Below are 24,003 nucleotides of genomic sequence, written 5' to 3' on the forward strand. Positions count from 1 at the left end.
ACGCACGCGGGGCATAAACGAGTGGTGACTGGTGGCAGTACGTGCCGCAACTCCCGGACGCCGGCGGTCGCGGCGGCGAGGCCGGGCGCGGACGGCTGGTGTCCCCCGATTCCGACGCCGACGACCGGCCCGACCATATCCGCCGGGACCCGTGCGACTAAACCGCTCGAGCGCCAACCCCGGGACATGGAGACGACCGAACCAAACCCGTCGTGGGACGCCGACGCGAACAGCGAGGCCGTCGACGCCATCGAGGCGGCGGTCGGCGAAGTGACCTACCGCGTGTGGGGCGCCGACTGGTGCGGCGACTGCCACGACGTCCTCCCGGACTTCTTCGCGGCGCTGGAGGCCGCGGGCGTGCCCAACGACGAGATCACCGTCTACGAGGTCGACGAGAACAAGGACGGCGAGGGGGTCGAGGAGTACGACGTGACGCTCATCCCGACCGTCGTGGTCGAGCGCGACGGCGAGGAGATCGTCCGCTTCGAGGAGAGCGAGGACCGCCCCGCGGCCCAGTACGTCGGCGAGCGGCTGCTCGACAGCGACGTGATGGCCTGAGTCGCCGGCTCCGCGTCCCCAGATTCAACCGCTCTTAGCTTCACCTGTACCGCTTACTGCACGCACGACGACCTGCGGGGCCGCGACTACTCCGGCGCGTCGGCCGCGGCGTACCACTCGTCGCTCCAGCGCAGCCGGCCCCCGACGACCACCGGCGCCGAGTAGTCGGCCAGCGTGTCCCGGAGCTGGGCCCCCGAGGCCGCGAACGGCCCCATCCGGCCGGGCACGAGGTAGAAGTCCGGGTCGTCGGCGCCCCGGAGGTGGGGCTGGGCCGCCGCGCCGACGGAGAGCTCGTCGGTCGCGAAGCTCCGCACGGTCGTCGGGACCTCCTCGTCGGGCGCCGGCACCGCGTCGGCGTCGCACGCCAGTTCGTAGACCAGCGGGTTGCCGTCGGCGCACTGGGCGACGGTCGCGGTCGGGTCGCCGACGACCACGTAGTGGCGGCCGATGGCGGTGTGCTCCTCGACGAGTTCGAGCGCGCTGCCCACGCCGAAGCCGTAGTTGAGCAGCCGGGCGAACGTCTCGCCGACCTCGACCGCGCCGCGGTTGTCCACGTCGCCCCAGCTCACGATCGCCGCCCGGGCGCCCGCCTCCACCAGCGCGACGCCCTGGTCGTGGGAGCGACACGCGTTGAGCAGCACGGTCGTCGCGCCGGTCGCCGACAGCGTCTCGGCGTCGAGGAGGCCGTCGCGGCACGCGAGCCCCCGACCGTCGACGTGGCCGATGAAGTGGAACAGGTCGCAGTCGTCGGCCAGCAGCGACCGGAGCTCGCCGGTCGAGACGTCGAACCGGCAGTCGACGTCGAACGGGACGATGCCCGCGTCGCCGTGGCCCTCGCGGGCGCCGTACACCGCCGAGACCGCGTCGCCCTCCTCGCGCATCCGGTCGTCGTTGCAGACCACGGTCACGTCGATGACGCCGTCGGTGGGCGCCGACCGGTCGCGGTCGAACGCCGCGGCCAGCAGCTTGGCGCCGTGGACCGGCGTCCCCTCGCCGACCCACGCCCGCTCGACGGCGTCGCCCCCGGGCAGCGGGACGTACTCGTCGGCGTCGGGAACGCCGGCCGCGCCGGGGTCGGCGTCGGCCGGGAGGTCCAGACCGTCGACCGACTGTTCCGACTCTCTCTCCGGGTCTCCCTCGGGTCCGCGCTTGAACGAGCGCAGCGCCCGACGCTGCCTGGCCTGCCCGCCGGCGGCCGACCCGTCGCCGCGGTCGTCGGGCTTCACCCGGACCAGCGAGAGGTCGTCGGCGACGAACGGCAGGAGCGCCGCGGTGGCGGCCTCGGGCCGGACGTGAGTCACCCGGCTCCAGGTCGGGGTCGCGTCGGCCAGCGCCGCCCGCGGGACCGAGAGGTACGCCGCGACCTGGTCGCCCAGCGGCGCGCCGTACAGCGCCGCGAGGTCCAGGTCGGTCGACGACTCGACCGCCCGGCGCTCGGGCGTGTCCATCGGATGGAACCCCTCGGTCCGGACGGCGCAGTCGAGCATGAACACCCGCTTCAGCACCCGGATCACCTCCGCCTCGAACCCCCGGTCGGCGTCGAGCGGGTGGACGAACCCCGTGTCGGCGGTCAGTCGCGGCGGGTCGCCGGGGACCACGTCGGCGCCCAGGTAGTACGCCAGGGGGACGACCGGGTAGACGTGCTCGTAGTCGGCCGGGACCCGCAGGGTGACGCCGGTGTCGGGGACGTCCAGGTCGTCGGGGATCGCGAGCTCGTCGCCGCGCCGGACGGCCGGCGGGTGGCCCCGGAGGTTCGGCCACGACCGCTCGCAGCTCGTCGTCTTCAGCGCCGAGCCGAACGTCGAGACGGCCGCCATCACCGCCTCGGGGTCGTCCGGAACCGTGACCGTCGCCGCGGGTCGGTCGTGGTGCGAGCGCGCGCCGAGCTCGACCGGCGTCTCGCCGCCGAACTCGAACCGGAGGCCCTTGGTGGTCGCCTCGACCGCGAGCGACGACGACACCCGGAGGTAGAGCTTAACCGGCGCGCTCACCTCGATCAGGTAGTCGTCGGGGCCGAGCGCGAAGCTGCCGTCGTGGCCCGCGTCGCGGACGTGGGCGCCGTCGCCGGCCTCGCGGACCGCGACCGGGACGTTGTACGGCAGCTCGATCGCGGAGGCGGCGATCCGCCGGGCGGCCGAGACGGGGAAGGCGAACGCCCCGGGGTGGGCGGGCGCCGGCGAGACGGCCTCGGCGGTGTAGAGGACGAACCGGCGCTTCTCGATTGGGTCGAGCACGGCCAGTCCGGTCCGGTCGTCGAGCCGGTCGAATCGGGGTCGCACGCGCTCTCACCTCGGAGTCGGTATCGCAGTGCTCGGTGTCCGTACTGCGCTTCTCGGACGTGCTGCCGCGGTCGCTGGTCGGGAAACCAGCGATGCGGTCGCTCGTCGGACGTCCCCGGAGGCGGTCGCTCGACGGGAAGGGCGACTCATAGCGGGAGCCAGTCGGTGGTCAGGTCGCGGCTCGGGACGTGCCACCGCTCCTCGGCGCCGTGGTCCCGCCCGGCGGCGTCCACGGCGCGGAGCTCGACGACGGCGTCGAACTCGTCGGCGAACCGGTCGGCCCGGTCGCTGCCGTACGGCTCGGTCAGCACGTAGTGGCCCATCGCGTCGTAGTCGCTGACGTAACCGGTGACGACACGGAGGCACCGCCGGACGACGTCCTCGTCGTAGTGCTCGACCAGCGCCCCGACCGAGTCGACCCCCACGCGAAGCTGCCCCGGGTCGAGGCCGCCGGCGTGACAGTCGAACGCCGCCATCGCCTCGGCGAGGTCGGCCTGCAGGCCCGCGAGCTCGGGATCCGCGACGCTGGGTTCGGAGATGTCCGAGAGCGGCGGCGCCTCGGGCCGGCCCGCCTCCTCGGCGACCGACCGGGGCGGCGCGGCGTGGTTCACCACCTCGGTCGTCTCGGCCAGCGATCCCGGCACCGCCTCGGGGTCGGGCAGGCGCTCGACGACGCTCCGCGAGCTGGCGTCGGTGATCGCGAGCAGCCGGTAGCGGGTCTCGTCGGGCCCGCCGAGCAGGCCGGCGCTGGCCGCCGTGAACAGCCGGCGCGGCGCGTCCCCCACGACCAGCAGGTTGCAGCCGTCGGCCCGCAGCTCCGCCAGCACGTCGCGGAACCGCTCCGCGTCGGCCGGCGTCCCGTCGCCCCCCGCGCGGCCGGAACTCCCTGGGCTCATTGGTAACTTTGTTGACGATGTTCGGTAATGAAACTTCCGCACGCGGACCGGGGGAAATCTTGGCCGGCCCACCGCCCTCGCGGCGCCGCTACGCCCCGTCGTCGGCCCAGTCGAGCGCCTCCGCGAGGTCGTCGGTCGGCGGCGAGCAAGCGAAGTTCCGGCAGACGTAGGCGGTCGGCTCCCCGTCGCGGGCGCCCCGCCCGGCCCAGATCGGCGGCGCCTCGTCGAGTCCCAGGTCGTCCAGCCACCCCGCGAGCGCGTCGTCGGTCGGCGGCCGTCGCGTCAGCAGGCGGGTCGGCAGGTACCGCGCGGCGAGTTCGTCGCGCCACGACGCCGGGAGATCGTCGGCGGCCAGCGTCACCTCCAGCGACCCGCGGGCGTACCGGTCGGCGGCGAGCGCGAGCGAGGTGTGCTGGAGCGGGTTCGACCGGACCTGCTGGCCTCTCGTCTCCAGCACGCGCTCGGCGACGTCGGCGAACTCGTCGTCGGGCCGGAACTCCGCGAGCGCGAGCAGGGTGTCGGCCGCGACGCCGAGACTCGACGGCGTCGACTGGTCGTGGGGCTCCTGGGGCCGGGCGACCAGTTCCTCGCCGGTCTCGGGCGTGAAGTAGATGGTGCCGGCCTCGGCGTCCCAGAACTCGGCGACGACGGCGTCCGCGAGGTCGAGCGCGAAGCCGAGGTGGTCGGGGTCGCCGGTGGCCTCGTAGCAGTTGAGCGCGCCCCGCGCGAGGAAAGCGTAGTCCTCCAGGTACCCCTCGATGGCGACGTCTCCGTCCTTGTACCGTCGGAACAGGCGACCGGTCTCTCCGTCACCGTCCGGCGCTTCCCACAGATGTTCGCGGACGAACCCGAGCGCGTCCTCGGCGAGTTCGGTCCACCGGTCGCCGTCGTCGAGCACCAGTGCGCCCTCCGCGAGCGCGGAGATCATCAGCCCGTTCCACCCGGCCAGTACCTTCTCGTCGCGCCGGGGTCGGACGCGCTCGGCGCGGGCCTCGAAGACCTGCTCGCGGGCGTCCTCGACGGTTTCCTCGACTGCCTGCTCGCTCATCTCGTACTCGTCGGCGAGGTCCGGGATCGACTCGCTGATCGTGAGCACCGTCTTCCCCTCGAAGTTGCCCGACTCGGTGACGCCGAACCGGTCGCAGAACAGGTCCGCGGCGGTGTCGGCGTCGACGCGCTCGCCGGTCCACTCGCCGCCGCCGACCGCGTCCCGGATCTCCGCCGGCGTCCAGACGTAGAACTTCCCCTCCTCGCCCTCGCTCTGGGCGTCGAGCGTGCTGTAGAATCCCCCTTCGGGATGAGTCATCTCGCGCTCGACGAACTCGAAGGTACGGCGGGCCGCGGTCGCGTACCGGTCGTCGCCGGTGACCTGGTAGCCAGCCAGCATGGCGCGGGGGATCTCGGCGTTGTCGTACAGCATCTTCTCGAAGTGGGGAACGACCCACTTCCGGTCGACGGTGTAGCGGTGGAACCCGCCGCCGACGTGGTCGAAGATGCCGCCCTCGGCCATCGCGGTCAGCGCCTCGGTCGCGACCTCGCGGTACTCCGCGGCGGTCTCCTCGTCGTCGGCGCGGTCGGCCGCCCGCAGCAGCAGGTGGACGCGGCCGGCCTGGGGGAACTTCTGGCCGGTGCCGAACCCGCCGTGCTCGCGGTCGGCCGACCGGACCGCGGCGTCGGCCGCCGATCCCAGCAGGTCCTCGCCGGGGGCCTCGCCCGGGTCGGGCACCGACTCCAGTTCGCCCGCGATGGCGTCGGTCCACTGGTCGGCCCGCCGCTCCATCTCCCGGCGGTCCTCCTCGTCGGCCCACGAGTCGGCGATGTTCTCCAGCAGGTCGGGGAAGCCGGGCTGGCCGCGCTTGGGCTCCCTCGGGAAGTAGGTGCCGACGTAGAACGGTCGGCCGTCGGGCGTGAGCCAGACAGAGAGGGGCCACCCGCCCCGGCCCGAGACCGCCTGCGCGACGGTCTGGTAGATGCTGTCGAGGTCCGGCCGCTCCTCGCGGTCGACCTTGATCGGGACGAAGTTCTCGTTGAGGATCTCGGCGACGCCCTCGTCCTCGAAGCTCTCCTCCTCCATCACGTGGCACCAGTGGCACGCGGAGTAGCCGACCGACAGGAAGATGGGCACGTCGCGCTCCTCGGCGGCCGCCAGCGCGGCGTCGTCCCACGGTTGCCAGTTCACGGGGTTGTCGGCGTGCTGGCGGAGGTACGGGCTCTCCTCCTCGTCGAGCCGGTTTCGCTCGGTGGGGTCGGCGTCGGACTCGCTCATGGCTCACCCGAGGGGCTTCAGCGACGTAAAGTCGGGGCTTCTGGCGGCGACGGTCAGCCCTCCGTCACCTCCCGCATCCGTTCGGTGTAGTCCCAGCTGTACACCCGGCGGGGGCGGACCCGGATGCGGACCTCGTCGCGCTCCGGCGAGAGGAGCCACGACGCCAGCTCCGAGTCGGTGCCGCCGAGGTACCGCTCGAACAGGTCGCCCAGTAGCGCCTTGTCCTCGTCTCGCGAGAGCCCGACGCTCCCGTTCCCCCGGACGCCGCGGTACGGCGGCTCGTTGACCGACACCTCGAAGGCGACCTCCGAGTCGTTCCGGAGGTAGGTCACCACGTCGGCCTTCGCCCACGTCGCGCACTCGAAGTAGCCGTCACGGTAGCGGTACCACAGCGCGACCATCCAGAGCGACTCGTCCGGCCGGTGGCAGGCGATCCGGATCGGAATCGTCGCCTCCTCCAGGAAGGACTCGACCTCCTCCCGCGTCCACGCCCCGCTGAACTCGGTCATGTGAACGCCCACCACGCGGACGGTGATAGTCCTCGCGCCGGGCGTCAGTGGTTCGCCCCGGTAGCAGTGGTCCCGGAGCCGAAGTGGAGCGGCCGAGCCCGCGCCAGACAGCACGTTCGTGCACATTTCCTGCGCCGACAAGAGCAACCTTTACACTCCCTTGCCTACACCTTCCGGGCATGAGCGAGACAGTCCTGCTGGTCGGCGGCGGCGGGCGCGAGCACGCCGTCGCCCGGGCCCTGGCGGAGAGCGACGCGGACCTCTACGCCTGCGCGGGCAACCGCAACCCCGGCATCGCGGCGCTGGCCGAGGGGTTCGAGACGCTGGAGACGACCAACCCGACGGCGGTCGTGAGCTACGCCGAGGACGTCGGGGCGACCCTGGCGGTCGTCGGCCCCGAGGGGCCGCTCGCGGCGGGGGTCGCCGACGCGCTCGACGACGCCGGCGTCTACGCCTTCGGCCCGCGGGAGGCCGAGGCCCGCATCGAGACCGACAAGGCCTACCAGCGCCGGTTCATGCGCGAGCACGGCGTGCCGGGCTGTCCGGACTTCGCGACGTTCGACAACGTCGAGGAGGCCTGCGAGTACATCGACGAGTACGACGGCGACCTCGCGGTGAAACCCGCGGGCCTCACCGGGGGCAAGGGCGTCCGGGTCATCGGCGACCAGGTCACGAAGGCGGAGGCCAAGGAGTACCTCCGCGAGTCGGACTACGACCGCGTGGTGCTCGAGGAGCGACTCGTCGGTGAGGAGTTCACCGTCCAGGCGTTCGTGGCCAACGGCGACCTCCGTGTCACCCCGGCGGTCCAGGACCACAAGCGGGCCTACGAGGGCGACGAGGGGCCGAACACCGGCGGGATGGGGAGCTACAGCGACGCCGAGCTCGCGCTCCCGTTCATGACCGACGGGGACTACCGCGAGGCGGTCGACGTGCTGCGAGCCACGGTCGACGCCCTTGAGGGGTACAAGGGCGTGCTCTACGGCCAGTTCATGCTCACCGCCGACGGCGTGAAGGTGGTGGAGTTCAACGCCCGGTTCGGCGACCCCGAGGCGATGAACACCTTGCCGGTGCTCAACACCGACTTCCTCGACGTGCTGGTCGCGGCCCGCGAGGGCGAGCCGCTGCCCGAGCTCTCGTTCGCGCCGAAGGCCACGGTCTGCAAGTACGCGGTCCCCGAGGGCTACCCGACCGACCCGGAGGCGGGCGCGAAGGTCGAGATCACGGAAGACAGCGCCGGCGACGCCATCCTCTTCTACGCCAGCGTCGACGAGCGCGACGACGGCATCTACACCACGACCTCCCGTGCGTTCGCCGTGGTCGGGGTGGCCGACACAATCACCGAGGCCGAGGAGATCGCCGAGGACGCCCTGTCGGTCGCCGGCGAGGAGGGCCTCGACGTGCGCCACGACATCGGCAAGCCCGACCTGGTCCAGCGCCGGGTCGACCACGTGGCGGAGCTCCGCGGGGAGTAGCCGCCCGCGACGCGGACCGACCGTCCGTTTCGTTCCGTTTCGCACTCCGTTCCGTCCGTCACAGCCCTCACCTGATTCCGGTCAGCTCCCGCCTGTGACCGCGTAATCGGCGCCTGTCGAGGCGCCACGCGACCCATAACAAACCGCCGACTCGCCGTTTCGCCGCGCATGTCCAAGTACGACGAGGCGGTAGCGGCGACGCTGACGACCGACCAGGCCTTCGAACTGCTCGCGGACGGTCGGCGCCGCCGGGCGGTGGCGGCCCTCCGGGAGACCGACGGGGCGACGACCCTCGGCGACCTGGCCGAGGCGACCGCGGCCCGCGTCGACGGCGTCGACCGCGCGGCAGTGCCGACCGACCGGCGCGAGCGCGTCGCCGCGTCGCTCCACCACTGCCACCTGCCCAAGCTCGCCGACGCCGGCGTCGTCGAGTACGACCCCGACGAGAGCCGCGTGGTCCCGACCGAGGCGGCCGAGGAGCTGGACCCGTACTTCGAGGTCATCGAGCGCCGGTTCTCCGAGTGAGCCGCCCCGGCGGAACCACCTCCTTTCAAGGCCGAACCCCACGAATCACCGGCCGTGCCCGACGAAACGGACGACCCGACCGACCGGGAGTCGGCCGATCCGGCCCCGACGGATCCGGGTTCGACCGACCCGGACCCGACCGACGCCACGCGCCGCCACGACCGCATCGCGCGCCACGCCACGCCCGGCCCGGGCAACTCGCTGCGGTCGTGGACCCGCGCCAAGAACCCGCTCCGGGTGGCGATCAACTACCTGGTCATCGTCCTCGCGCGCGTCTCGCCGAGCCTGACGCTCAAGAACGTCCTGCTCCGGAGCATCGGCGTCACGGTCGGCGAGGGGGTCTCGTGGGGGCTGGAGTCGACCCCGGACGTGTTCTGGCCCGAACTGGTGACGGTCGAGGACCACGCCATCGTCGGCTACGACGCGACCATCCTCTGCCACGAGTTCCTCCAGGACGAGTACCGGACCGGCGAGGTGGTGGTCGGCGAGCGCGCCATGATCGGCGCCGGCGCCGTCATCCTCCCGGGGGTCGAGATCGGCGCGGGCGCCAGCGTGGCGGCCAACTCGCTGGTGACCCGGGACGTCCCGCCGGGCGAGACGGTCGCGGGCGTGCCGGCGAAACCCATGAGCGGCGAGGAGTCGCCCGACTGATTCGTCCCTCGCAGGACGCGGGGTCTACTCGATCACTACTCGGCGACAACGACGCTCCGGAGCGCGTACTCCGCGAGCCCGCCCAGACAGGTCAGCCCGACCAGTAGCGGCCCGAACACCAGCGCGTAGAGCGCCAGCGGGTCTGACTCGCCCCGGACGCTCAGGAACGCCGGCAGGACGAGCACGGTCACGCCGAACAGCGCCGCCAGCGGCGCGACCAGCCGCCAGCGGGCCAGGCAGTAGTACGGCACCGCGGCCTGGGCGCCGAGGACGAGTGCGCCGGCCAGAGTCCAGCCGAGGACGGTTCCCGGGTCCGCGGTCATTCCGCCGACGAAGGCGTCCGCGACGAGCCTGGCGCCGGCCCACGCGCCGAGGCAGACGACCGCGTAGGCTGCGCCGCCGACCAGGGCGAGCCGGCGCGGCTCGCCGACGCGGTTCCGCAGGGCGTACGGGAGCGCGACGAAGCACGTTCCGACAAGCGCCGCGACCCCGACGTTCAGCGCGTCGCTGCCGAGCACCGGGTCGGGGCTGCCCTGCATCTCAGTCCCGGATGCGGACGACGCCCTGCTCGAACACCCGGCTGTTGGGGATGATGTACTCCTCGCCGTCGCTCTCGATGCGGGTGACGAACACGTCGACCTCCTGGACGATACCCCGGTCCTCGCCGACCTTGACCTCGTCGCCGATGCCGTACGGCTGGTTCAACAGGAGGTAGACCCCCGCGGCGGACGACCGGAGCAGGTCCCACAGCGCGACGGCGCCGAACAGGATGACCGCGAACACGTACGCCGCCAGCAGGATGAGCAGCGCCCCGATGGCGACGTCGACCTGGCCGAGCGCGACCAGCGCCGCGAGGTAGACGATGGTGTACTTGACCAGCCGCGGGATGAGCCCGACCTCCGGGAGCTTGACCGACCGGAGCCGCTCGCCGACGACGAGCTCGGCCTTGTCGGCCACCACGAACCCGACGATGAACACCAGGATGGCGATGAACAGGTCGGGGATGAAGGTGAGGACGCCGTTCCAGAACAGCCGGGCGTTCAGCAGCTCGGCGATGTTGAGCGCGATGAGGACGACGACCCCGTAGATGAACCACGAGCTCAGCCGCGAGACCAGCGAGACGGTGTCGGTGCCCAGGCTCTGGGCCGTGCGCTCGAACGGCGTGCGCTCGACCGCCTCGGGGACGCCGGCCGCGGTGAGGAGCCGGTGGTTCACGCGACCGATGACGTACCCGGCGGCGATCCCGAGCACCAGCGCGAAGAAGGCGACGATGTACTGGAACTGGTCGCGGAGCAGGCCCTCCAGCTCCACCTGCATCAGTACTCCTCCGGGTCGAGTTCGAGTACCAGCTCGCCGCCCTTGAACGCCCGGACCAGCCCGTCGCTCTCCGAGAGCACGATGGCCGTGGCGTTGGTCTCGCGGGTGATGGCGCCGGCGGCCATGTGGCGCGCGCCCAGCCCCTTGGGGATGTCGACGCCCTCGGCCGACGGTTCGAGGTAGCGGTAGGCCGAGACGATCTTGCCGGCGTCGCTGATGACGAACGCGCCGTCGAGCCGGGAGAACTCCTTGAGCATCACGTTCACGATGGGGTCGCCCACGTGGACGTGGGACTTCTCGAAGGGGTTGTACGACAGCGGGCGGGACTTGTTCATCACCTTACCGGCGTCGCCGACGACGAACAGCGCGCCGACGGGCTCGCCCTTCTGGCCCTTCTTGCCGAGTTCGATGGCGACGTCGAACACGTCGCGGATGACGCCGGGGTCGGCCCGGGAGTTGGCGAACAGGTCGTAGACGCCCGAGTGCATCGAGTCGCTGGCCCGCGCCCGGGTCACCGTGTCGGTACCGCCGTCGAACATGCTGACGGCGCAGACGATGACGTCGCCGTCCTCGGCGAGGCCCTGCTCCATCGCGCCCTCGATGCCGAACCGGATGCGCTCGCGGACGCTCTCGAACTCGAGCGGGAGCTCGACGAACTCGTCGGCGCCGACGGAGTTCTCGGGGCCGACGACGACGAGGTCCACGTCCGCGTCGAGGTCGGCGAACCGGTCGTAGTAAGAGCCGCTCGGTGAGAACAGAAAGACGGCGTCGGCGTCCTCGGTCACGTCCCCCAACAGTTCGCTCACGTCAGCCATTACCCGAAACGACTCAACGACCGAAGAAAAGGTTTGCGGGTGTATATATCAGAACGGTGCGAGTTCGTCATCTCGGGCGTCGCACGAACCGCTCGCCGTCGTCGCGTGTCGACAGGTGCTTTCGGCAGCGACCCCAGAACGATGGCACTTTACTGACAACGGTGGCGCCGCGCGGGGGCTCACGACTCCTCGTCGTCGAAGAACGTCAGGTCGCTCTCCGGTTCGCCGCCGTCGCCGACCGTCGCGGACGCGCCGACGTCGCTCCCCTCGCCCTCGCGGGAGGCGACCACCGACTCGACGCCGCCCAGCGTGTCGGCGCTCCCGCGCTCGGTCCGCGACTCCCGGTCGGTGCCGGGCCACGCGGCGAGACCCGCACCGAACGCGGCGAGCAGGCCGACCGCGTACGCCACGGCCGCACCGGCCGGAAGCGCGCCGAACCGACCGGTCCATCCGGCGGGCAGCGCCGTCCAGAACCACGCGAGGCCCGTCGTGACGGCGGCGACGGCGACGGCGGCGAGGAGATGCGAACGGGCGTCGCCGACCCCGCGGACGGCCGGCGCGAGGAACCCCGCCGGCAGTAGCCCGCCCCCGACCACGACCGCGATCCCGAGCGCGCGGGGTTTCCCGACGCCGAATCCGGCGATCAGGCTCGCGGTCGCGGCGACCACCCCGACGGCGGCGGCCAGTCCGCCGGCGAACGCCAGGGCGGCCCACGCTACCGTCCGCCACGGGCCGTCTCGGTCGTACGCGTCGGCGAGCCCCGTCATGTTTGCTCTGATACGTGTCAGTAGCGGAAAAGAGTATCGAATAGTTGCGACGTCGACATAGAGATTCCCGCGGACCGGTCGGCCGACGGGACCGACTCGACCGATTCGGAACCGATTTGGAACGAACCAGAGAACACCGGGAAGCGACCTTGAAAAATCTACTTCTCCGGGATCCGCGTTGCGATAACCGTGCGCCGAAGCGCACGAGACCATGACCGAACGGGAGCTACTGACCGGCTCGGAGTCCGGTGTGGGGACGGGAAGTACAGGCAGTCGAACGGAAACAGCTGCGACGCGGCGGACCTTCCTCGCGAGCGCGGCGGGTGCGGCAGCGGTCGTCGGGCTGGGCGACGCCACAGTCGTCGGCGCTGCGAGCGCCGATTCGGGGGACGAAGCGACGACGTTCACCGTGCGCGTCGAGAACGTCTCGACGCCGACGACGCTGGCGACGTCCGGCTCGGGCGACGCAGAGAAACAGCCAGTTCCGCTGTCGCCGGGCGCGTACGCGGTCCACTCGGAGCCGGGGCCGCTGTTCGCGGAGTTAGAACCGGCCCGCGGTAACGGGCTCGAGGCCCTCGCGGAGGACGGGATGCCGACGGACCTCGCCGGTGCGCTCGCGGAACGAGACGACGTGTCCGACAGCGGCGCCTTCGCCACGCCCGCGGGGGCGGACGAGCCGGCGCCGATCGGACCGGACGGGGCCTACGAGTTCGCTGTCGAGGCCGAACCGGGCGAGCGCCTCTCGCTCGCGACGATGTTCGTCCAGTCGAACGACCTGTTCTACGCGCCGGAGCCGCGGGGGATCGGCCTCTTCGACGGCGGCGAACCGCTGTCGGGCGACGTGACGAACGCGATCGGCCTCTGGGACGCCGGGACGGAGTGCAACCGGGAGCCCGGCGTCGGCGCCGACCAGGCGCCGCGCCAGTCCGAGGCCGGGGCCGGAACGGAGGAGGACGCACCGGTCCGACCGGTGACGGACGTGGGCGACGGGTACGAGTACCCGTACGTCTCGGAGGTGATCCGGGTGACGAGGGAGGCGGAGACGGGGTAGCGTAGCGACGGACAGTCCTCTGTCCCCGAAGTCTGGCGTCCGCTACCTTCCGAGTGGACAAGCACGAGCAAGCGAGCGGACCAAGGAACCGTCGAACGAATCCCGAGCGAAGCGAGGGCTGAGTGAGGCGGTGACGCCGTGTCGTCGGGAACGAGGTGACCGACGACTCGTCAGAGCGTCGCTCTGACGGTGTTTTTGGTCGAGCTTTCACAAGGGAGGCGCTTTCATGCGCCGACCGCAGTAAACGGTCGTAGTGCGCGGGACCGGATTCGAACCGGAGCAAGACGGTCCGGGCGTGCGGCCCTGCGGGCCGTTCCGGGCTGCGACTTGCAGGGTTCAAATCGGTCCTGCTCTTCGCTCACTTCGTTCGCTCATGCGCGGGACCGGATTCGAACCGGCGGACCCCTACGGGACAGCGTCCTAAGCGCTGCGCCGTTGGCCAGGCTTGGCAACCCGCGCGCAGTCCCAGATTCCGGCGAGGGCGACAAGAAACTGTCGCTCTCGGCGAGGGGCTTATGTGAGTCCGGTCGCAAGCAGTCTCCGTGTATCGGGCACGCGACCACGTGGAGAACCAGCGCTGGCTCGCCCAGATCGAGCGGGCCGCCGACAGGCTCGGCCTCGGCGCCGCCGCCCGGTCCCGGGCGACCGACCTCTTCCTCTCGACCGTCTCGGAGTGGGACGCCCCCGACGAGCGGGACGCCGACTCACGGCGGGCGGTCGTCGCGGCCAGCCTCTACGCCGGGTCGCTCATCGAGGGCGACCAGCGCTCCCAGAGCGAGGTGGCCGACGCCGTCGGCGTCGCGCGGCTGACCGTCCAGCAGCGCTGGAAGGAACTGCTCGAAGAAGCCGGTCTCGAACCGCCGTCGTGGTAGGCGCGGAACTGCGCCACGCCGCCGCCCGCCGAGCGAACAGCCCCTAGCTCCGCTCGGCGTTCCGGCCCTCGCGGTCGGGCGTCAGGTTGCCGTGCTCGTCGATCTCGCCCTTGACGATGCGGGTGCTGGAGATGATGTCGCCGTCCTCGGCCTCGACGTGGGGCACGACCTCGACGTCGAGCGGGTCGTGGCCCCGCTCCTCGCGAATCTCGTTGATGCGCTCGGCGCCGTCGGTCGTCTCGGGCGAGACCACCAGCGCGTCGAACTGGGGCTCGGTCGCGATGCCGGTGGGCTCGGTCAGCTCACGGACCTCGAACTCCCGGTCGTACTCGTCGGCGAACTCCGCCAGCACGGCCTCCAGGTCGGCCTTGCGCTCGTCGAACGGGCGGACGTACCGGTCCTCGTGGCGCGTCTTCGGGGCGAGCTCGTCGCTGGTCAGTCCCACCGTCACGTCGCCGAGTTCGAAGGCGCGCTCGAACAGCGCGCGGTGGCCGTCGTGGACCGGGTCGAAGGTCCCGCCCAGGGCAACCCTCATACCCCCGCGAAGGGCTCCCCGCCGCTTAGTGCCTTCGGAATACGGTCCCGGGCGCGGAAAATTACTCCTCGTCGCCCGATTCCTCGTCGTCGGCGCTGTCCGCGTCCTCGACCCGGATGCTGACCGGCTCGCTCGGCTCCGCCGCCGGCTCGTCCTCCTCGTCCGACCGGAGGTGCGAGTCGAGGTTGAACACCGTGTTGAGCTCGTCCTGGATCTGGCCGACGATGCCGCCGACGAGCTCGCTCGGTGCGATGGCGGTGTACTCGTAGGGGTTGTTGCCCGCGCCCTCGCTCTCACGCTTGCGGCGCTCGACGATCTCCTCGTCGTGGAGCTCCGCGAGCGACTCCCGGACCGTCGAGGGGTAGAGCCCGGTCCCCTCGGCGATCTCCTCGCTGGTGCTGTAGGGCTGCTGGCGCAGGTACACGTAGATGCGGGCGCGGGTCTCGGTGTCGAGCACCCACGACAGCAGGTCGACGATGCCCTGGTCGAACTGGTCGACCGCGCGGTCGGCCTCCTCCTCCAAGCGCTCGCGGCCCTTCGAGATGCGGTCGCCGCCCTCCTCGACCGGCACGTCCTGCTCGACCGACACCGCCTCCTCGCCCTCGACCTCGACGTTCACCTCCTCGGTCAGGTCGCCCTCCTCGTCGGCTTCCAGTTCCTCCTCGACGGTGACGTCGTCGGCGACGTCGTCAATCTCGGCTTCCTCGACGGTGTCGTCCTCGACGTCCACACCGTCGTCGTCTGTGTTTTCACCGGACATGTCCTCTCTACGAGGACACAAGCCGCCGGCGAGTAAAAACTTTGCTTACAGCCGCTACGGTCGGCGTTCGACGTTCGCACGGCGGAGGAGAACGGACCGCTGCGCCGACGGACGACTACTCGGGTCGCAGTACCAGCGACTCGTAGAGCGGCTCGACGCCCTCCTCGTCGCGGATCCGGCGCTGGCTCGCCGCGCCGCTCTCGGCCTCGTAGACGTCCCGGATGCCCGAGACGCCGAGCCGGTCGCACTCCCGGTCGACCACCGCGCCCAGTCCGATCTCGCCCTTCCGGTCCCGCCGGATGAACGAGGCGTCGTGGCCGTACCGCATCGCGCGCCACTTGTTCTCGTCGAGCAGCTCCCGGCGGTGGCGGTAGCCCCGCTCGCCGTCCTCGTACCTGGCCGCGAGGTCCTCGACCAGGGCGTGGGCGTACTCCACGAAGGCCATCACCCGGTCGGGGTCGGCCTGGCCGTCGGGCGTCCGGATCTCGACCGTGCCGTGGCCGGTGTGCGGGCGGACGTCGTACCAGAGCTCGCCCCGGTCGGCGATCGAGTCCGTGCGCAGCATCGTCTCCTCGAAGGCGGCGAAGTCCTCGTAGGAGTCGAAGCAGGTCGGCATCCCGGTGTTGGGCAGCGCCTCGAAGATCTTGGCGCGGGCCGACTGGAGCCCGGTGTCGAACCCGTTCCAGTACGGCGAGTTGGCCGACAGCGCGAGCAGCACGGGGACGTACCACCGGATCTCGTTGGCGATCCACACCGCCTTGTCGGGGTCGTCGACCCCGACGTGGACGTGGAGCCCCGCGGTCGTGTTGCGGTGCTGGGGGTACTGGATGCGGTCCAGCTGGGCGCGGTACCGCGGCTTCTCGGCGTGTTCGAGCTCCCGCCACTTCGCGCCGGGGTGGAGCCCCGCGGCCGCGATGCGGAAGCCGCAGGCCTCGGCGTGGTCGACCAGCGCCGACCGGACCGCCCGGACGCTGTCGCGGGCGTCGGCGAGCCCGTCGAGCTTCGGGGTCTGGGTCTCGACGACGCACTTGAACAGCTCGTGGTCGAGCCGGTCTGCGAGGAGCTCGGGCGGGTCGCGCCCGTAGACGAGCACGTCGGTGCCCGCGGTCGGGCGACCCCGGCCGTCGACGACGAAGAACTCCTCCTCGACGCCCAGCGTGCCCATCTCCGCGAAGCTGTCGGCCGAACCCGAGTCCATCTCGCTCGGCAGTTCGGAACCCGCCGTATAAATAGTTCCGGAGACGGCAGGCGCCGACGGGAGCGGGGTCGCGGCGCGGGTTCACCGCCGCAGAGTCTCCGCGACCGGACACCCCGTCGACCGGCTCACCTGGGCCGCGCGACGACGCCGAGGTGGTCGTCGTGGTAGGGCTCGAGCCGCTCGGTCGCCAGCACCTCGTAGCGCTCCCGGAGGTCGGCCAGCGCGTCCGCGAACACGTCCTCGGGGTCGCGGGTCACGTCCTCGCTGCGGGCCTTGACGGCCGCGAGCAGTCGGCCGTCCGCCCCGAGGAACCGGGCGTTCTCGACCGCGACGCGGGCCTGCCCCCGAGTCGCCACGTCCTGGATGACGGCGTCGACGTCGGCCTCGACCACGTGGGCGTACGTCTCGGGCTTGCGGGCGTCCTTCAGCAGCGGGAACAGGTTCTCGCGGTCCTCGGCGACCCCCACGAGGTCCCGTACCGGCCGGGGCGCGAACTCGACCGCGTAGGTCGGGCCGGCGAAGTCGGCGACGTGGCTGACGGTCGTCCCGCTGGCCGCGCCGAGGTAGAGGACGGTGTCGCCGCCCGCCAGCCCGACGTCCAGCCCCGACTCGATCATCGCGGCGAGCTTCGACCGGCCCGCGTCCCAGCACCGCCAGCCCGCGTCGGTGGGCTCGCCGTACACCGGCTCGCCCCGCGTGGCGAGCCGCTCGCGGCCGTCGAAGCCGCGGCGCTCGACGCCCTCGGGCAGGTCGGTCATGCGTCACCTCCCGCCTGCGCGTCCTCGGTTCCGGGGTCGGCGTCGCCGTCGTCGCCTCGTCCGCGGATCTGGGCCATCCGGCGCTGGAGCTCCTCGTCCAGCTCCGGCCGGCGCTCGCCCGAGTAGTGGTCGACCCGCGCCGCGATGGTCAGCTTCCCGGCGAGCGCCCGGGCGGCCGACCCGCGCTTCTCGGGCCGGGTCCCCCGGACGTACTCGTGGGTGAAGATGACCCCGTGCTTGGGCGAGGGAGCGTGTCCCCGGAGGTGGGCGAACAGCGAGTCCTCGGCGCCCAGCACCTGGACCGTCCCGGCGGGCTTCTTCGCGAGCGGCTCCAGGCCGCCGGCCAGCGAGACGAGCCGGGCCGCCAGCACCGGGCCGGCCATCGCCGCGAGGTTGGGCGCGACCTCGGGCGTCTCGCGCTCGATGAACTCCCGGAGGGCGTCGCTCTCGTCGGCGAGGTCGGCGGTCCGGCGGGCCAGCGAGAGCAGCCGCTCGTCGGTCGGCGACTCCGGGTCGCGCTCGGCGAGTTCGCGGGCGTAGTCGACGCCCGTCCCGGCGTCGGGGTACCGGCTGCCGGCCCACTCGGCGACGCGCTCGGCGAGCTCGTTGGCCTGGGCCGCGGCGTCGTCCATCGCCCGGACCGCGTGGACCAGCTGCTGGTCGTCGGCGCGCTCGCGCTCGGCCGCTCCCTCCCGGGCCGCCCGCAGGGTCGCCTCGCGGAGTTGCGCGTAGTAGTCGTCCTCGTCGTCGGCGAACCCCGACTCGACCGCCCGCCGGGGCCAGTCGGCCGGCGCGTCGGCCCGGCCGTCGCGGACGGCGGCCGCCCCCGCGGCGACGTCGCCGGGCGCGACGCCCTCGAACCACCCGCCCTCGGCGTCGGTGGGAGTTCCGTCGTCGGTCATGCCCGAGGATTGCGCGGCGTCGCGTTTAAACCCAGGCGACTCGCCCCCGTTCTGTCTGCGCGGACGGGGGTCGTCGGGCCCTCTCGGGCGCCGCGGCGGCTCGCCCCGCCGAGGAAGTACCCTTATGCCGCTCCCGGGCGCAACCCGACGGTATGGACGTAGAGCGATTCTTCGAGGAGATGCCCTTCGCGGACCTGCTCGGCGTCGAAGTCACCGAGGTCGCGGACGGGCACGCAGAGGGTCGGATCGAGATGCGCGAGGAGCTGTCGTGGAACCCCGACCGCCAGATGGCCCACGGCGGGGTCACCTTCACCCTCGCGGACACCGTCGGCGGCGCGGCGCTGGTCTCGCTGGTCGACCAGCCGGTCCCGACCGTCGACATGCGCATCGACTACCTCGAAGCCGGGACGGGCGACCTGGAGGCCGAGGCCGACGTCGTGCGCTGCGGGAGCGACGTGGGCGTCGTCGACGTCGAGGTCTTCGCAGAAGATGGGACGCAGGTTGCGGATGCGAGAGGAGTCTACAAGACGGGGTAGCGCCCGGGCATTCGACGGACAGCGATGCGACTCCTCCAGTACTCCGACGTCGAGAACGTCTACGACCACCCGGAGCGGGCGGGCAGGTTCGCGGGGCTGATCGAGGCCCACCGCGACGACGAGACGGTAGTCGTCGGTACCGGCGACGACCTCGGACCGAGCGTGCTGTCGATGGAGACCGACGGCCGCCAGTCGCTGGACCTCTTCCGCGCCGTCGCTCCGGACGTCGAGACGTTCGGCAACCACGACTTCGACTACGGGTTCGACGCCCTCCGCGAGATCGTCCGCGACTCCTCGCAGACCTGGGTCAGCGCGAACGTCCGGGAGAGCCCCGAGACCGCGAGAGAATCGGGGGTCGAGGCGGGCGTCGGCGACCCGTTCGCCGGCGTCGCGCCGACAACGGTCGTCGAGCGCGGCGGGACGTCCGTGGGGTTCGCGGGCGTGACCGATCCCGAGTCGTCGGTCCCCGATTCGCTGACCGTCACCGACCCCGCGGAGGCGGTCCGGGAGGCGGTCGCCTCCCTGCGAGACCGCGGCGTCGACCGGGTCGTCGCGCTCGCCCACGTCGCCGACGGACGCCTGCCGGACCTCGCGGCCGTCCCCGGCGTGGACGCCGTGCTGGCGGGCCACGTCCACGACGAGCGCCGCGACCGAGTCGACGGGACGCCGATCGTCCGGCCCGGCGCGAACGGCCGGGTCGTCTGGCGGGTCGACCTCGGCGAGCCGGTCGGCGCGACGCGCCTCGAGACCGACGACGCCCCGCTCGACGAGGCGGTCGCCGAGCGACTGCGCGCCGAGATGGCCGAGACCGGGCTCGCCGAGGTGGTCGGTCGCGCGCCCGAGCCCATCGAACGCGTCCGCCGGGAGTGGTTCTCCGGGGAGCGCCGCATCACCAACTTCACGGCCGACGCCTACCGCTGGGCCGCGGGAGCCGACGCGAGCTTCTTCGACGCCGCGATGCTCAGGGCGGGACCGCCGCTCTCGGGCGAGGTGACCGTCGCCGACCTGCGCGGTCTCGCGCCGTTCGCGGCCGACCTCTGCGTCGCGTCGGTCGCCGGCGAGTCGCTCCGGACCCTCGTCGAGCAGTCCGTCCTCACGGACGAACGCGCCGAGCGCGCCGCCGGCGAGGAGCTGTGGTGGGGCCACTTCTCCGGAGTGGAGGTCGTCTGGGACCGCGCGGCGGAGGCGGTCAGCCGGATCCGCGTCGACGGCGAGCCCCTGGACCCGACCACCGACTACGCGCTGGCGACCACCGAGTACGTCCTCTGGAGCGACGAGTTCCCGGCCGTGTCGCGAGCCGACGCCGAGGCGGTGTGGGGCGTCCAGTACGACGCGCTGGTCGAGTACGCGAGGGCGGAGGGCGTGCGGGCCGAGATAGACGGGCGGATCGAGGTCAAGCGGTGAGGGCGAGTTCCGGCGTCCGCAACGTACTTCCGGACTCCCCGAGTCGCGCCGCACGTGGACGACGCCCTCCGGAAGCGACTCGACGCCATCGTCGCCCTGCTCGCGGTCATCGCGGTCCTCCTCGTGGCGCTTCTCGTCGCGGTCGCCAGCCCGCAGGTGCTCGCACTCCTGGCCCTCGTCGGCATCGTCGCGGGCCCGCTCGGCTGGACGGCGTGGCGCGTCCGCGTCGACCGGAAGGCCGAGCGCGACCCGGAACCGGACGCCCCGTGAGCTATCCGAACACCTGTCCGAATAGGGTGGCCTGCCCGCGGTGGAGCCGCTCCAGGAACGCCGACTTGCTGATCCCCAACTCGTCGGCCACCTCCCGAGCGGTCACCTCCCGCGGCACCTCGAAGTAGCCCATCTCCAGCGCGGTCCGGAGCGCGGCCTCCTGGGCGGGCGTGACGTCCCAGCGCTGGGCGACCGCCTCGTCGTCCTCGCTGCCGAGCGGGAAGACCCGCTCCAGCGAGACGCCGACCGTCTCGGCGGCCGCGGCGAGCACGCCCCGGAGCACGTCGTGACCGACCACCGCGCCGGTGTGGCGCTCGGTGTCCCCGCGGTACTGGAGCGTCTCGGCCATGAACCCCGCGTCGGTGAGCTCGTGGACCACGCAGGGGTGCTTCGAGAGGCACCGGAAGTTGGTCCGGCTGTCGGTCCGGGAGGCGTGGAGGTACCGGATGCGCTCGTCGGCGTCGAGCACCGCGCCGAGTTCGTCGGCGCCCTCGCCGACCGAGAACCGGAGCAGCGCGTTCTCGTCGCGGCGGAGCTGCGGGGGCCTGGCGTCGACGGTGGCGCCGGTCTCCCGGGCGGCGTCGGCCAGCGGGCAGTCGTCGCCCGTGACGGAGAACTCGACGACGAGGCACTCGTCTATCATCTCGCGACTCCATCTGGTGAAACGCTACTGACGTCTCGGGAGTCGGTAATGCGAAGTCCCAGAAAGCCCCCGGTCGCTCGCGGTCGTCGTCCGAGAGAGCTTTGCTCTCTCGTGATCACGAAAGACCTCCGCGTCTTTCGAACGACTCAGCGACATATCCTCGGGTCGCTGCGCTCGCCTCGGATAGGGGTCGCTGAGACGACCAAGTGAACGCGAGCGACCGGCCCCTTTCAGTCCCGCCCCGGGCTGTCGGGTCGGGCGAGCGCTGCGGTCGGTGGTCGGGTCTTCGCCACATTTCCATCACGGTCTTTCGCTCGGGAATACTTAAAGCCCGCTCATGGCCGGGTCAATTGGTTTGGCAGTCCGTACCTAGATTCCCGCACATGGACATCGAACAGGTGAAAGAGCGAGCCGGGCCGCGGGCGTTCAGCCCGAAGGACGACCTCCCGGAGAAGTACCGGAAGGCCGCGACCCGGATGATCCAGTTCCACGCGAACAGCGAGATCATGGGGGCGTACCTCGAACGGCCCTTCATCCGGCAGGCGCCCAGCCTCGACCGGAAGCTGGCGTTCTCCGCGAAGGTCCAGGACGAGATCGGCCACGGACAGCTGCTCTACCGGGCCGCCGAGTCGCTCGGGGTCAAGACCCGCGAGGAGATGTTGGACGAGCTGGCGGCGGGCGAGGGCAAGTTCCTCAACTGCTTCCACTACCCGATGGAGTCGTGGGTCGAGACGCCGATGATCGCGTTCTTCGTCGACGGGGCGGCGATGCGCCGCCAGGCCACGCTCAAGCAGAGCAGCTGGGAGCCCTACGCCCACGCGATGGACAAGGTGTGCTTCGAGGAGGGGTTCCACGTCAAGCACGGCGAGGCCATCCTCTACGAGCTGATGACCGGCTCGAAGGCCGAGCAGGAGAGGACCCAGGCGGCCTTCGAGAAGTGGTGGCCCCGCATCATCCAGTTCTTCGGCCCGACCGACGACAAGTCGACCCACCACGACTTCTCGGCCGACGTCGGCCTGAAGACGATGACCAACGACGAGCTCCGGAACGCCTTCCTCAACTCCTACGTGCCGAAGGCGAAGAAGTACGGCCTCAAGATTCCCGACGAGCCCCGCATCCGGGAGAACGGCGACGGCACCTACGAGGTCGAGGAGGACGACCTCGACTGGGACGAGTTCTTCACCATCGCGAAGAACGACTACGAGGGAAGCCACGAACAGATCGGCAAGCGCAGCCGCACCCAGGAGGCCGTCGAGTGGGTCCGGAACAGCCTGGACGACTGGGAGACCAAGACCGCGGGCCGGACCCCGCAGGCGGCCGACTGACCATGATCTGGGAAGTGTTCCGCCAGGAGCAGGCCGGGGAGTACCACACCCACTGCGGCAACGTCCACGCGCCGGACCGCGAGATGGCGCTCATGTTCGCGGAGGTCCAGCACGGCCGGCGCAAGCCGACCAACAGCCTCTGGGTCGTCCCCCAGCGGGAGATCGGCGAGGTCGACACCGAGGAGGCCCACTTCGGCGGCACGACCGACAAGTCCTACCGGTGGGCCCAGTCGTACAACTTCGAGGCCGCGGCCGAGGAGGTTGCCGAGTCCGAGAGCGAGCAGGTCGAGGCCGAGGCCGAGCGACAGCGGGGTGACGACTGATGGCGAGCGCCGAGCAGCTCGCCGGCCCCAGTGAGCTCTCCGACGCGGAGCGCGAGGCGGTCGAGACGCTGCTGTTCCGGCTGGCCGACGACGAGTTCGTGCTGGCCGAGCGCTACACCGAGTGGCAGGTCCGGGCGCCCACCCTCGAATCCGACCTCGCGCTGGCCAACGTCGCGCAGGACGAGCTCGGCCACGCCCGGCTCTGGTACGACCTGCTGCAGGACTTCGGGCCGGACGAGCCCGACCTCATCTGGGAGCGGCCCGCCGACGAGTGGCGCCACAGCACCCTCGTCGAACGCCCCTTCGCGGAGGGCGACTGGGCCGACCCGATACTGCGGTCGTACCTCTACGACGTGGCCGAGGAGCTCCGGCTGGAGGCGCTGGTCGACTCCTCGTACGCCCGCATCCGGGACCGCGTCGGCAAGATCCGGGGCGAGGAGGACTACCACCGCGAGCACGCCGAGAACTGGCTGGAGCGGCTGACCGACGACGAGGACGGCCGGCGCCGCGTGCAGGACGCGCTCGACCGGCTGTTCCCGTACGCGCTGACGCTCTTCGAGCCCGCCGACGAGGAGGTCGAGGCCCGCATCGACGACCTCGGCCTCCGGACCGAGTCGCTGGCCGACATGCGCGAGGCCTGGCTAGAGACGGTGGTGCCGTACCTCGACGGGCTCGGGCTGTCGGTCCCGGAGGACGCCGACCTGCCCGCGGAGATCGGTCGCGACAGGTCCCACACCGACGACTGGGACGACCTCCGCGAGGAGTTCACCCGGACGTACCGGGAACTCGGCCGGAGCGAGGCGACCCGCATCATGAAGGACCCCGACGAGGTGAGCGAGTAGATGTCGAGCGACCTCCCCTACGACCCCGAGGTCCCCGACCTCCGAGAGACCGATCCCGACGAGGTGGGGGCCGACGGCGTCCCGGGAGTCGGCGGCGTCCCCGGTCCGGACGACGACTGCGGGGACCCCGCGCTCTGCGCGTACACCGAGTACGTCGAGGGCGAGGACGTCGAGGACCTCCCGGCGACAGGTGAGGACGCCGAGGGCGTCGCGGCCGACGTCTGGGACGCGCTCTACGGCGTCGAGGACCCCGAGATGCCGGTGTCCATCGTCGACCTCGGGCTCGTCTACGGCGTCGAGGTCGACGAGCGCGTCGACGGCGGCGTCCACGCACAGGTGCTGATGACCCTGACCTACTCGGGCTGTCCGGCCCGGGACATGCTCATCGACGAGGTCGAGCGCGCCGTCGCCGGCGTCGAGGGCGTCGAGTCGGTGGACCTGCGTCTGGTCTGGAGCCCCGAGTGGTCCGTCGAGATGGTGACCGAGCAGGGGAAGGCCGACCTCCGCGAGTTCGGCCTCAGCGTGTGAC

At 71.7% G+C, this 24,003-nt stretch carries 27 protein-coding genes and 1 tRNA gene; 13 read left to right on the forward strand and 15 right to left on the reverse strand.

Annotated elements, in window-relative coordinates; translation table 11 throughout:
- Positions 1 to 186: 186 nt before the first annotated feature.
- Complete coding sequence (locus ACQUQF_RS08365) at positions 187 to 558, forward strand: thioredoxin family protein (RefSeq protein ID WP_435177709.1); 372 nt, start codon at positions 187 to 189, stop codon at positions 556 to 558.
- A gap of 86 nt (positions 559 to 644) precedes the next feature.
- Here ACQUQF_RS08365 and ACQUQF_RS08370 read toward each other — a convergent pair whose 3' ends face one another.
- The 4 genes from ACQUQF_RS08370 to ACQUQF_RS08385 all read right to left on the reverse strand — a co-directional run bounded on the left by ACQUQF_RS08370 (position 645) and on the right by ACQUQF_RS08385 (position 6,508).
- A complete protein-coding gene (locus ACQUQF_RS08370) occupies positions 645 to 2,837 on the reverse strand; it encodes a CHAT domain-containing protein (RefSeq protein WP_435177711.1) in 2,193 nt (730 codons plus the stop codon).
- A gap of 146 nt (positions 2,838 to 2,983) precedes the next feature.
- Positions 2,984 to 3,733 (reverse strand): DUF7504 family protein, encoded by a 750-nt coding sequence (locus tag ACQUQF_RS08375; protein ID WP_435177714.1) that lies wholly within the window; start codon positions 3,731 to 3,733, stop codon positions 2,984 to 2,986.
- 88 nt (positions 3,734 to 3,821) lie between these two features.
- Entirely contained in the window at positions 3,822 to 5,999 is a 2,178-nt protein-coding gene (locus tag ACQUQF_RS08380; protein ID WP_435177716.1) for a thioredoxin domain-containing protein, read from the reverse strand.
- Between the two features lie 53 nt (positions 6,000 to 6,052).
- Complete coding sequence (locus ACQUQF_RS08385; RefSeq protein WP_435177718.1) at positions 6,053 to 6,508, reverse strand: pyridoxamine 5'-phosphate oxidase family protein; 456 nt, start codon at positions 6,506 to 6,508, stop codon at positions 6,053 to 6,055.
- Between the two features lie 179 nt (positions 6,509 to 6,687).
- Between ACQUQF_RS08385 and purD the strand changes: the two genes are divergently transcribed.
- The 3 genes from purD to ACQUQF_RS08400 all read left to right on the forward strand — a co-directional run bounded on the left by purD (position 6,688) and on the right by ACQUQF_RS08400 (position 9,156).
- Complete coding sequence (gene purD, locus ACQUQF_RS08390) at positions 6,688 to 7,980, forward strand: phosphoribosylamine--glycine ligase (protein ID WP_435177720.1); 1,293 nt, start codon at positions 6,688 to 6,690, stop codon at positions 7,978 to 7,980.
- A 168-nt stretch (positions 7,981 to 8,148) separates the two neighbouring features.
- Entirely contained in the window at positions 8,149 to 8,505 is a 357-nt protein-coding gene (locus ACQUQF_RS08395; RefSeq protein ID WP_435177722.1) for a DUF7344 domain-containing protein, read from the forward strand.
- Between the two features lie 165 nt (positions 8,506 to 8,670).
- Positions 8,671 to 9,156, forward strand: coding sequence for an acyltransferase (locus ACQUQF_RS08400; protein WP_435179500.1), 486 nt, complete (start codon positions 8,671 to 8,673; stop codon positions 9,154 to 9,156).
- Positions 9,157 to 9,191: 35 nt separating this feature from the next.
- On the opposite strand, the gene ACQUQF_RS08405 is transcribed toward ACQUQF_RS08400, so the two are convergent.
- The 4 genes from ACQUQF_RS08405 to ACQUQF_RS08420 all read right to left on the reverse strand — a co-directional run bounded on the left by ACQUQF_RS08405 (position 9,192) and on the right by ACQUQF_RS08420 (position 12,055).
- Positions 9,192 to 9,695, reverse strand: coding sequence for a hypothetical protein (locus tag ACQUQF_RS08405; RefSeq protein ID WP_435177724.1), 504 nt, complete (start codon positions 9,693 to 9,695; stop codon positions 9,192 to 9,194).
- A 1-nt stretch (position 9,696) separates the two neighbouring features.
- Positions 9,697 to 10,473, reverse strand: a complete 777-nt coding sequence (locus ACQUQF_RS08410; protein WP_435177726.1) for a mechanosensitive ion channel domain-containing protein — start codon at positions 10,471 to 10,473, stop codon at positions 9,697 to 9,699.
- Positions 10,473 to 11,288, reverse strand: coding sequence for a diadenylate cyclase DacZ (gene dacZ / locus ACQUQF_RS08415; RefSeq protein WP_435177728.1), 816 nt, complete (start codon positions 11,286 to 11,288; stop codon positions 10,473 to 10,475). Before dacZ ends, ACQUQF_RS08410 begins: the two co-directional genes overlap by 1 nt.
- 179 nt (positions 11,289 to 11,467) lie before the next feature.
- Positions 11,468 to 12,055, reverse strand: coding sequence for a DUF7139 domain-containing protein (locus ACQUQF_RS08420; protein ID WP_435177730.1), 588 nt, complete (start codon positions 12,053 to 12,055; stop codon positions 11,468 to 11,470).
- Positions 12,056 to 12,266: 211 nt separating this feature from the next.
- On the opposite strand from ACQUQF_RS08420, the gene ACQUQF_RS08425 reads away from it, so the two are divergent.
- Positions 12,267 to 13,106 carry a spondin domain-containing protein gene (locus ACQUQF_RS08425; protein ID WP_435177732.1) on the forward strand — a complete coding sequence of 280 codons (840 nt, stop codon included), beginning with the start codon at positions 12,267 to 12,269 and terminating at the stop codon, positions 13,104 to 13,106.
- Between the two features lie 374 nt (positions 13,107 to 13,480).
- Here ACQUQF_RS08425 and ACQUQF_RS08430 read toward each other — a convergent pair.
- Positions 13,481 to 13,565: transfer RNA gene (locus tag ACQUQF_RS08430), tRNA-Leu, on the reverse strand.
- An 83-nt stretch (positions 13,566 to 13,648) separates the two neighbouring features.
- On the opposite strand from ACQUQF_RS08430, the gene ACQUQF_RS08435 reads away from it, so the two are divergent.
- The gene (locus ACQUQF_RS08435) at positions 13,649 to 13,978 is read left to right on the forward strand and encodes a transcription initiation factor IIB family protein (RefSeq protein ID WP_435177734.1); all 330 of its coding nucleotides are present in this window, start codon (positions 13,649 to 13,651) and stop codon (positions 13,976 to 13,978) included.
- 43 nt (positions 13,979 to 14,021) lie between these two features.
- Here the strand turns inward: ACQUQF_RS08435 and ACQUQF_RS08440 are convergent, their stop codons facing one another.
- The 5 genes from ACQUQF_RS08440 to ACQUQF_RS08460 form a co-directional block, all read right to left on the reverse strand.
- Complete coding sequence (locus ACQUQF_RS08440; RefSeq protein ID WP_435177736.1) at positions 14,022 to 14,513, reverse strand: phosphopantetheine adenylyltransferase; 492 nt, start codon at positions 14,511 to 14,513, stop codon at positions 14,022 to 14,024.
- Between the two features lie 61 nt (positions 14,514 to 14,574).
- Positions 14,575 to 15,168, reverse strand: coding sequence for a helix-turn-helix domain-containing protein (locus ACQUQF_RS08445; protein WP_435179502.1), 594 nt, complete (start codon positions 15,166 to 15,168; stop codon positions 14,575 to 14,577).
- A 220-nt stretch (positions 15,169 to 15,388) separates the two neighbouring features.
- Positions 15,389 to 16,471 (reverse strand): glutamate--cysteine ligase, encoded by a 1,083-nt coding sequence (locus tag ACQUQF_RS08450; RefSeq protein ID WP_435177738.1) that lies wholly within the window; start codon positions 16,469 to 16,471, stop codon positions 15,389 to 15,391.
- Between the two features lie 125 nt (positions 16,472 to 16,596).
- Positions 16,597 to 17,229, reverse strand: coding sequence for a fibrillarin-like rRNA/tRNA 2'-O-methyltransferase (locus ACQUQF_RS08455; protein WP_435177740.1), 633 nt, complete (start codon positions 17,227 to 17,229; stop codon positions 16,597 to 16,599).
- Positions 17,226 to 18,131 carry an NOP5/NOP56 family protein gene (locus ACQUQF_RS08460; protein WP_435177742.1) on the reverse strand — a complete coding sequence of 302 codons (906 nt, stop codon included), beginning with the start codon at positions 18,129 to 18,131 and terminating at the stop codon, positions 17,226 to 17,228. Before ACQUQF_RS08460 ends, ACQUQF_RS08455 begins: the two co-directional genes overlap by 4 nt.
- A 152-nt stretch (positions 18,132 to 18,283) precedes the next feature.
- Here ACQUQF_RS08460 and ACQUQF_RS08465 point away from each other — a divergent pair, with 152 nt between their 5' ends.
- Genes ACQUQF_RS08465 through ACQUQF_RS08475 form a run of 3 tightly spaced genes read left to right on the forward strand, consistent with a single transcriptional unit; the run spans position 18,284 to position 20,341 of the window.
- Entirely contained in the window at positions 18,284 to 18,667 is a 384-nt protein-coding gene (locus tag ACQUQF_RS08465; protein ID WP_435177744.1) for a PaaI family thioesterase, read from the forward strand.
- Positions 18,668 to 18,691: 24 nt separating this feature from the next.
- Entirely contained in the window at positions 18,692 to 20,071 is a 1,380-nt protein-coding gene (locus ACQUQF_RS08470) for a bifunctional metallophosphatase/5'-nucleotidase (RefSeq protein WP_435177746.1), read from the forward strand.
- 54 nt (positions 20,072 to 20,125) lie between these two features.
- Complete coding sequence (locus ACQUQF_RS08475) at positions 20,126 to 20,341, forward strand: hypothetical protein (RefSeq protein WP_435177748.1); 216 nt, start codon at positions 20,126 to 20,128, stop codon at positions 20,339 to 20,341.
- Position 20,342: 1 nt separating this feature from the next.
- Here ACQUQF_RS08475 and ACQUQF_RS08480 read toward each other — a convergent pair whose 3' ends face one another.
- Positions 20,343 to 20,984, reverse strand: coding sequence for a helix-turn-helix domain-containing protein (locus tag ACQUQF_RS08480; RefSeq protein WP_435177750.1), 642 nt, complete (start codon positions 20,982 to 20,984; stop codon positions 20,343 to 20,345).
- A 383-nt stretch (positions 20,985 to 21,367) separates the two neighbouring features.
- On the opposite strand from ACQUQF_RS08480, the gene paaA reads away from it, so the two are divergent.
- The 4 genes from paaA to paaD are packed head-to-tail and all read left to right on the forward strand — an operon-like array spanning position 21,368 to position 24,002.
- Positions 21,368 to 22,309 (forward strand): 1,2-phenylacetyl-CoA epoxidase subunit PaaA, encoded by a 942-nt coding sequence (paaA, locus tag ACQUQF_RS08485; RefSeq protein ID WP_435177752.1) that lies wholly within the window; start codon positions 21,368 to 21,370, stop codon positions 22,307 to 22,309.
- 2 nt (positions 22,310 to 22,311) lie between these two features.
- Entirely contained in the window at positions 22,312 to 22,632 is a 321-nt protein-coding gene (gene paaB, locus ACQUQF_RS08490) for a 1,2-phenylacetyl-CoA epoxidase subunit PaaB (protein WP_435177754.1), read from the forward strand.
- Complete coding sequence (gene paaC / locus ACQUQF_RS08495; RefSeq protein ID WP_435177756.1) at positions 22,632 to 23,474, forward strand: 1,2-phenylacetyl-CoA epoxidase subunit PaaC; 843 nt, start codon at positions 22,632 to 22,634, stop codon at positions 23,472 to 23,474. The genes paaB and paaC overlap by 1 nt, the downstream gene beginning before the upstream one ends.
- Complete coding sequence (gene paaD, locus ACQUQF_RS08500; RefSeq protein ID WP_435177758.1) at positions 23,475 to 24,002, forward strand: 1,2-phenylacetyl-CoA epoxidase subunit PaaD; 528 nt, start codon at positions 23,475 to 23,477, stop codon at positions 24,000 to 24,002. It begins immediately after the preceding gene.
- Position 24,003: the final 1 nt, after the last annotated feature.

The organism is Halorussus sp. AFM4 (assembly GCF_051194995.1).
Classification (GTDB): Archaea; Halobacteriota; Halobacteria; order Halobacteriales; family Haladaptataceae; genus Halorussus.